The following is a 7,721-nucleotide window of genomic DNA, read 5'->3' on the forward strand; positions in this document are numbered from 1 at the left end:
GCACGGTCAACCGGAAGTGGGGTCATCCCCCACCCAGGTAAGCGGACGGTAAACGACCACCGGGAGCGCTATTCTCCCCTCGAAACGTGATCAGGGCGGGAGGGCGTGTGGCCACCATCAGTGACGTCGCGGCGAGGGCCGGCGTCTCCACGGCGACCGTGTCGCGCGCGCTCAACGGCAAGTCCACTGTGGACCCGACGCTCGCCGCGCGGGTGCAGGCGGCCGCCGCCGAGCTCGGGTATCACCCGAACGGGCTGGCCCGGAACCTGCGCCGCCAGGAGACCGCGGTGCTCGCGCTGATCATCTCCGACGTCGAAAACCCGTTCTTCACCGCGATCGCGCGGGGCGTCGAGGACCTCGCGCAGCGCTCCGGGTACTCCGTCGTGCTCTGCAACTCCGACGAAAACGAGGACAAGGAGCGGCGCTACATCGAGGTCGCGCTGCAGGAGCGCGTCGCCGGGGTGGTGCTGTCGCCCACCGGCCGGTCGACGAACGTCGAGGGCCTGCGCCGCCAGGGCACGCCGCTGGTCGCGGTCGACCGGCCGCTGCCGGCCGAGGCGGGCGACCAGGTGCTCGTCGACACGCGGCACGCCGCCGCCGAGGCGACACGCCACCTGTTGACCGGCGGCTACCGGCGTGTCGCCTGCCTGACCGGCCCCGCCGGGGTTCGCACGGCCGACGACCGGCTGGCGGGCTACGCGGACGTCGTCGGCGAGGCGAACGCCGTGTCCCGGCGGACCGAGTACCGCGCGGAGGGCGCGCGGCTGGCCGCGCTGGAGCTGCTCGACGAGCCGTCGCCGCCCGACGCGCTCCTCGTCGCGAACAGCACGATGGCGATCGGGGTGCTGGAGGCGCTGTCGTCGCGCGGGCTGCGGTCCGGCCGCGACATCGGCATCGTCTCCTTCGACGACGCCCCGTGGACCACGCTGATCGACCCGCCGCTGACGGTGGTCGCCCAGCCGGCGTACGAGGTCGGCCGCGTGGCGGCCCAGCTCCTGCTGGCCCGCATCACGGACAGCACCCGCGACGCGACCACGACGACGCTCGAGGCCCGCCTGATCGAGCGCAAGAGCTCCCGCCGCTGAAACCGGCCGCGACGTTTCGGTCCCATCCGAAGCGACGCCCTGCGGCGGACGACCGAAACCGTGGTTCCCCGCCGCCGAAGCCTCGGTTCTCGAGCGGTCGGCTGCGCACCCGAGCAGTCGGCTCGCGCACCCAGACAGTCGGCCGAGCACCCGAGCAGTCGGCTCGCGCACCCAGCGGGTCGGCTCGCGCACCCGGAGAGTCGGCTCGCGCACCCAGACAGTCGGCCGAGCACCTGAACAGCCGGCTCGCGCACCCAGACAGTCGGCCACGTACCCAGGCAGTCGGCTCACGCACCGCAGAGTCGGCTCACGCACTCGAAGGGGGAGCGACGTGCCCGAGGGGCCGGCTCGTGCCAGGCCCCCCAGGCACGCCCCACCCCCTGTGTCCCCCATGACCGGCGCCAACCCGCCGGATTCTGTGAGCACGGAGCGGAAATCGTTTACTCACACGGAACGTAAGTCCGGGACCGCGCACTGTCAAGCCTGGACAACGCCCACCGATCCGGGGAAACTAACCGGAAGTTGCCTACTCAACGTGTTGACTGATGTGCGGTAAGTGTCGATCTCTGGTGAATTCCCGCACAGTCAGGGCAAGAAACCGCACGAACCCGCACACGCGCGCTGTTTCGGGTTAACCTGAGCCACATGTCTGTAGCGCTGGAGAACATCCTCGCCAAGGCGGGCCTGAAGGTCGACGCGAACGAGTTCCTCACGCTCGTCGAAGACGCGGCGCGCAGACTGTCCCCACCGAACCCGGACCCCTCGCACTACTTCTCGGCCGATCAGCGCGCCGCGCTCACCGACGTCGGCCTCGATCTTTCGCCGCGCCGGGAGGGTGAGCCGGACTTCCGGGCCCGCACCGTCGCCGCCCACGCGGTGCTCGCCGAAGGCGCGCTCAGCGTCAACGAGGCCGCGAAAACCCTCGGCGTCGACGACAGCCGCATCCGGCACCGCCTCAAGGAAGGCCGCCTGACCGGCTGGAAGGACAGCGGCTGGCGGCTGCCGGCGTGGCAGTTCGCCGGCTCGGGCGTGCTGCCCGGCCTCGAAGTCGTCCTCAAGGCCCTGCCCGACGACCAGCCCGCGCTCGTCGTCGCCGCGTTCATGAGCACCCCGCAGCCCGACCTGGTCATCAACGAGCAACCGGCGACCCCGCGGCAGTGGGTCCTGTCCGGGGGTGACCCGGACCACATCGCCCGCCTCATCGCCACGCTCGGCTCGCCGTTCTAGGCTGGAGCGTCCCGAGCAAGATCACCGACAAGGACGGACCACCCCCGACCCATGGCCCGGCTACCGCTGCCGCCCGCCCGATCCGTCCTGGTCCGGCAGCTGAACCGCGCCAACGACGTGGTGACGGTCCAGCCCGCGACCAGGCTCGTGCGGATCTTCACGGCGCACGGCAACCACCCCCAGCAGTGGAACTCGTTCCGCTACACCGGCCCGCTCCCGCACGGCCGGTTCGACCAGCAGTCGCCCGGCCGCGGCGGCGCGCCGGTCACCGACCCCGCGAACGGGGTCCTCTACTTCGGCCTCACGGTCCGCACTTCGGTGGCGGAGGTCTTCCAGACGAGCTCGACGGTCGACCGCCGCACGCGCGGCCCGCGGCTGGTCGTCGTCCGCCCGACGCGCACCCTGCGCCTGCTCGACCTGACCGGCCTGTGGCCGACACGGGTGGGCGCGTCCCAGGAGATCTCGAGCGGGCCGAAGAAGCTGACGCAGGCGTGGGCCCGCGCGATCCGCGGCGCGTTCAGCGACCTCGACGGCCTCTGGTACCGGTCGTCGATGGACTCGGGCGACCCGGCGATCTGCCTGTGGGACCCGCCGGCGGGCGCCGCCCTGCCGATCGCGCCGGACGTGCTGCTGCCGCTGGACCACCCCGGCCTGGACGTCCCGCTGGGCCGGGTCTGCGAAGAGCTGAACTACACGCTGCTGAACTGAGCGGCCAGCAGCGGGAGGATCGCCCGCAGATCGGGACCGTCGACGAGGTGCGTCGCGACGGCGCGGGCGTCCGGGCTCGCGTTGAAGCCGATGCTCGTCCCGACGGCGGCGAAGAGCGGCAGGTCCGACCGGCTGTCCCCGACGGCGACGCACCGCTGCGGCGCGACGCCCTGCGCCAGCGCGAAATCGCGCTTGCCGAACTCGTCGAAGTGCTCGGCGACGTCACCTGTGTAGCGGCCGTCGCGAACCGAAGGCACCGGCCCGCAGTAGGCGGCGAACCCGAACCGCTCGGCGAGCAGCCGCCCGACCGGTGCCCACGCGAGCGTGGTGAGGATCGGGCGCACGCCGCGGTCGTGGCACCACGCCACCGTTTCGGCGATCCCGTCCACCAGCGGCAGCGTCTCGAGCCGGGCCCGGATCTCGGCCTCGGTGTGCCCGGCCCAGCCGCGGGCGTCGATCACCGACGCCTCCTGGTTCGTCATCCGGCCAGCCGCGTACGCCGCTTCGGCCGCGACCAGCTCCGCCTCGTGGCCCAGCACCGCGGCCACCCACGCGCACGAGCTCGTGCCGGGCACGAGGGTGCCGTCGACGTCGAAGCAGACCAGCCCGCGCACTTACAGGTGCCGGCCCCACCACTCGAGGATCGCGTCGAACCGCTGCACCCGGTGTCGCGGCCGGCCCGACCGCGACAGCTCGTGCCCCTCGCCCGGGAACAGCAGCAGCTCCGCCGGCGCGCCCGCGCGCCGCAGCGCCACGAACATCCGCTGCGCCTGCTCCAGCGGGCAGCGCCAGTCCTGCTCCGAATGCACCACCGCGAACGGGATCTTGATCTTGTCGGCGTGGTAGAGCGGCGACCGGTCGCGCTGCACCTCGAGCGACGTCCCGATGTAGGCGTCGACGAAGAAGTAGCCGATGTCGGAGCTGCCGACCATCGAGTCCCACGCGTTGACCGCGCGCTCGCTCCACGCCGCCTTGAAGCGGTCGCCGTGGTGGGCCGCCAGCCAGCTCGTCATGAACCCGCCGTACGAGCCGCCCATGATGCCGACGCGGGAGGCGTCCAGGTCCGGCCGCTCCAGCGCCTTGTCCAGCAGCGCCAGGACGTCGTCGACGTCGACCGTGCCGAAGGCCTCCGTGATCGCGTGGCCGTGCGTCTGCCCGTAGCCCGCCGAACCGCGCGGGTTGCCCAGCACCACCGCGTACCCCGCCGCCGCGTACACCTGCGCCTCGTCGAACACCGCCCAGTCCTGCTGGGTGAACGGGCCGCCGTGCACCACGCGCAGCACCGGGTGCGGACCCTCGCCCTCGGGCAGCACCAGCCAGCCGTGCACCGGGTAGCCGTCCGGCGCCGTGGTCTCCAGCTCGACCACCGGCCGGATGCCCTTGTCCCGCAACGGCTTCGAGTAATCGGTCAGCACCTTCGGCGAGGCGTCGAGCAGCACGACGTCACCCGAGGAAGCCGGCGTCGCGATCACCGCGGCCAGCACCGAGCCGTCCAGCGTGAACGAGCGCACCACCGCCCGGTCGGCGTGCACCACCGGCAGCTCGGCCAGCGGGGCGTCGGCGGCGTCCACCGGGACCGCGCGCAGTTCCACCGCACCGCGGTTGCGGACGGCCACCAGCACGTCGCCGTCCCGCGGCGCCGGCGGGCCGGCCGAGGTTTCGCAGTCCACCGTCTCGATGTCGGTCAGCCGGCGGAACTTCGCCGGCCCGGCGCCGAACTCCGGCGTCGCCGCGTACAGCCCGGTCATCGCGGCCTCGCGGTGCTCCGCGAAGGACTGTCCGAAGTAGAACAACGTGCCGTCGGCCGCGAAGGCCGGGCGCTCCGAGAAACCCTCGGTCCGGACGAGGACTTCGGGGTCACCGCCCTCGGCGGAGATCGCGCAGATGTCGCGTGCGTCGCTCTCGACCGCGCCCCAGTCCGGCGGCGCGGTGAACACGACGCGGGCGCCGTCCGGCGACCACACCGGGTGCGTCACGTCGAAGGCGTCGCCGGTCAGCGGCTCGGGTTCGGCCGCGTCCTCGTCCAGCGCGTCGACGACGAACAAGCGCGTCATCCGGTCGCGCAGGAAGCCGACGTCGTCGATGCGGTAGTCCATGCGCGTGATCCGGCGCGGGGCCTCGGCGGCCGGCTCCGGCGTCTCGTCGTCGGCGTCCTCGGTGCCGTACCGCCCGGCGGCCGGGACCCGCGCGGTGAACGCGATCCGCCGCGAGTCCGGCGCCCACACCGGCTCACCCGCGCCGAGGTGCAGCGACGTCACGCGGCGGGCCTCACCGCCGTCGGCCGGCATGACGTGCACCTGCGGGCTGCCTTCGGCGCCCTTGCCCTCCCCCGCGCGGAGGAACGCCACCCAGCGCCCGTCCGGGGAGATCGACGGCGCGGAGTCGCGCGGACCCTGGGTCCAGGCGCTCTCGCCGCCGTCGAGCGACACCCGCCGCAGCGCGCTGTGCGCGGCGTTCGTCTTCAGGTCGGGTTTCTTCAGCGCGGTGAGCAGCAGGTTCCCGCGCAGCGCGGGACGGCCGGGGACGACGAGGGCTTCGATGTCGGCAGGACGCACTCCCCGACCGTACCCGAAACCCTTAGCCCTGCGAACGACTTTGGTCGGGAGTTACGCGGCGACCTGCTTGCGCTCGTCGCGCCGGGCCTTCGCCAGGCTGGCCACCGTGGTCACGGTGAGCACGACGATGATGACGCCCAGGGAAAGCCAGTTGTTGATGTCCAGCCAGTCCGGCACGACGTGGTATTCGTGCAGCGCGTGCAGGAACAGCTTCGCGCCGATGAAGGCGAGGATCACCGCGAGGCCGTAGGTCAGGTAGACCAGCTTCGTGACCAGGCCGCCGAGCAGGAAGTAGAGCTGCCGCAGGCCCATCAGCGCGAACGCGTTGGCGGTGAAGACGAGGAACGCCTCCTGGGTGATGCCGAAGATCGCCGGGATCGAGTCGACGGCGAAGAGCAGGTCGGCCGAGCCGATGGCCACGATCACCAGCAGCATCGGCGTGATCATCCGCTTGCCGTTGAGTTTCACCGTGTAGTGGTGGCCGTGGTAGTCGTCGGTCACCGGGGCGACCTTGCGCACCTGCCGGGTGACGGCGTTCTCGTGGTACTCCTCGTCCTCGCCCTTGCCGCGCAGCATGCTGATCGCGGTCCACAGCAGCACCGCGCCGAAGAGGAAGAACACCCAGACGAACTGCTCGATGAGCGCGGCGCCGATGGCGATGAAGACGCTGCGGAAGCCCAGCGCGAGCAGGATGCCGACCAGCAGCACGCGGTGCTGGTGGATGGCGGGCACCTTGAACGACGCCATGATGATCATGAAGATGAACAGGTTGTCGACGCTGAGTGAGTACTCCGTGATGTACCCGGTGAAGAACTCGACACCCGGGTCGTGCCCGGCGAAGATCCACACGCCGGCGCCGAAGAGCACCGCGCACGAGATGTAGAAGATCACCCAGCGACCGGCTTCCCCCGTGGTCACTTCGTGCGGCTTGCGATCGACGATGACCAGGTCCAGCGCGATCAACGCGAGCAAGCCACCGATCGTGGCGATCCACAGCCACAGGGGGACAGTCATGGAACCAGAACCTCCGGATAGTGCGCATGAGCAACTAACCGGAGGTCTCTTCCGCCGGTGAAAACACCGGCCGACGGTGCCGGGGGCGCAGGGCCACCGTGCTGACGACACCGCCGCGAAGGAATACTCCCCTCACAGCGTGTCCAGTTTGCCGGTTGCCCCCTGCTCAACGCCAGTCAGGGTTGCCTGTGTCACCACATTGGTCCTGTAACTTCGGTCACTGCGCCTCTCCGGAGTGTGATCGAGGTGAGCCGGTGAGGACACTCTCAGGAAACTTCACATACGGTCACTTCGTGCCCCGACTCCCGCTCCCGCGCACCCGCGGAGCCCGCCTCACCGCGCTCGCCGCCGTCGTCGTGGTCCTGGCCGCCGGCGCGGTCTTCTGGATCACGCGCCCGGACGCGCCCGCGCCGGTGCCCACGCAGGACGCGTTGATCGACCTGCCCGCCGCCCCCGGCTCGGCGGCCCAGGTCAAGATCGACACGACCACCTACCTGCCCGAAACCGTGCCCGCCCCCGCGGTGCTGCTCGCGCACGGCTTCGGCGGCGACAAGAACAGCGTCGCCGACGACGCCCGTGAGCTCGCGCGGAAGGGCTTCGTCGTCATGACGTGGTCCGCGCGCGGGTTCGGCAAGAGCACCGGCAAGATCGGGTTGAACGACCCCGACGGCGAGGTCGCCGACGCGAGTCACCTGATCGACCGGCTCGTCGCGCAGCACCAGGTGACCACCGACGCCAAGGGCGACCCGAAGGTCGCCGTCACCGGCGCCTCCTACGGTGGCGCGCTGTCGCTGCTGCTGGCCGGCACGGACAAACGCGTCGACGCGATCGCACCGGTGATCACCTACAACGACCTCGCGCAGGGCCTGGTCCCGAACGCGGCCGCGCCGAAGGCGCCGGCGGCGGGCACCCCGGCCACCGGGGCGTTCGCCACCGACGGCGTCTTCAAGAAGAGCTGGGCGGGCATCTTCTTCTCGGCGGGCTCGGGTGCGGCTTCGAGCGGTTCGCCGTCGGCCGAAGCTCCCGAAGCCGGCCAGGAGACCGACGCGGGTTCGACCGGCGCCGCCGGGGGCACGGCCGCGGCGGCCGCCGTCCCCGCGCTGCCGGCGGGCGCCGGCGGCGGGCCCCGGGG

7 protein-coding genes are annotated in these 7,721 nt (G+C 71.7%); 4 read left to right on the forward strand and 3 right to left on the reverse strand.

The features are described from left to right. Nucleotides 1–107: 107 nt before the first annotated feature. From M8542_RS45395 to M8542_RS45405, 3 genes are all read left to right on the forward strand, one after another. On the forward strand, nucleotides 108–1,085 hold the full coding sequence (locus tag M8542_RS45395; RefSeq protein WP_257926623.1) for a LacI family DNA-binding transcriptional regulator: 978 nt from the start codon (nucleotides 108–110) through the stop codon (nucleotides 1,083–1,085). Nucleotides 1,086–1,730: 645 nt separating this feature from the next. Further along, nucleotides 1,731–2,312, forward strand: coding sequence for a MerR family transcriptional regulator (locus tag M8542_RS45400; protein ID WP_257926624.1), 582 nt, complete (start codon nucleotides 1,731–1,733; stop codon nucleotides 2,310–2,312). A 51-nt stretch (nucleotides 2,313–2,363) separates the two neighbouring features. Continuing rightward, nucleotides 2,364–3,020: an RES family NAD+ phosphorylase gene (locus tag M8542_RS45405; RefSeq protein WP_257926625.1), complete on the forward strand. Its 657-nt coding sequence runs from the start codon at nucleotides 2,364–2,366 to the stop codon at nucleotides 3,018–3,020. On the opposite strand, the gene M8542_RS45410 is transcribed toward M8542_RS45405, so the two are convergent. Genes M8542_RS45410 through M8542_RS45420 form a run of 3 tightly spaced genes read right to left on the reverse strand, consistent with a single transcriptional unit; the run spans nucleotide 3,002 to nucleotide 6,589 of the window. Beyond that, nucleotides 3,002–3,634 carry an HAD family hydrolase gene (locus M8542_RS45410; RefSeq protein ID WP_257926626.1) on the reverse strand — a complete coding sequence of 211 codons (633 nt, stop codon included), beginning with the start codon at nucleotides 3,632–3,634 and terminating at the stop codon, nucleotides 3,002–3,004. The two genes, M8542_RS45405 and M8542_RS45410, sit on opposite strands and share 19 nt — an antisense overlap. Further along, the gene (locus tag M8542_RS45415; protein WP_257926627.1) at nucleotides 3,635–5,575 is read right to left on the reverse strand and encodes a S9 family peptidase; all 1,941 of its coding nucleotides are present in this window, start codon (nucleotides 5,573–5,575) and stop codon (nucleotides 3,635–3,637) included. 51 nt (nucleotides 5,576–5,626) lie between these two features. Continuing rightward, nucleotides 5,627–6,589, reverse strand: coding sequence for a TerC family protein (locus tag M8542_RS45420; RefSeq protein WP_257926628.1), 963 nt, complete (start codon nucleotides 6,587–6,589; stop codon nucleotides 5,627–5,629). A gap of 293 nt (nucleotides 6,590–6,882) precedes the next feature. Between M8542_RS45420 and M8542_RS45425 the strand changes: the two genes are divergently transcribed. Then, a partial coding sequence (locus M8542_RS45425) for an alpha/beta hydrolase (protein ID WP_257926629.1) occupies nucleotides 6,883–7,721 on the forward strand: 839 nt, incomplete at its 3' end.

The sequence above is a fragment of the Amycolatopsis iheyensis genome (assembly GCF_024703995.1).
Classification (GTDB): Bacteria; Actinomycetota; Actinomycetes; order Mycobacteriales; family Pseudonocardiaceae; genus Amycolatopsis; species Amycolatopsis iheyensis.

What these genes read in the sequence shown, in the direction of transcription:
- M8542_RS45405 (WP_257926625.1), top strand. Translation starts at nt 2,364, where the DNA reads ATGGCCCGGCTACCGCTGCCGCCCGCCCGATCCGTCCTGGTCCGGCAG.
- M8542_RS45420 (WP_257926628.1), bottom strand. Translation starts at nt 6,589, where the DNA reads ATGACTGTCCCCCTGTGGCTGTGGATCGCCACGATCGGTGGCTTGCTC.
- M8542_RS45400 (WP_257926624.1), top strand. Translation starts at nt 1,731, where the DNA reads ATGTCTGTAGCGCTGGAGAACATCCTCGCCAAGGCGGGCCTGAAGGTC.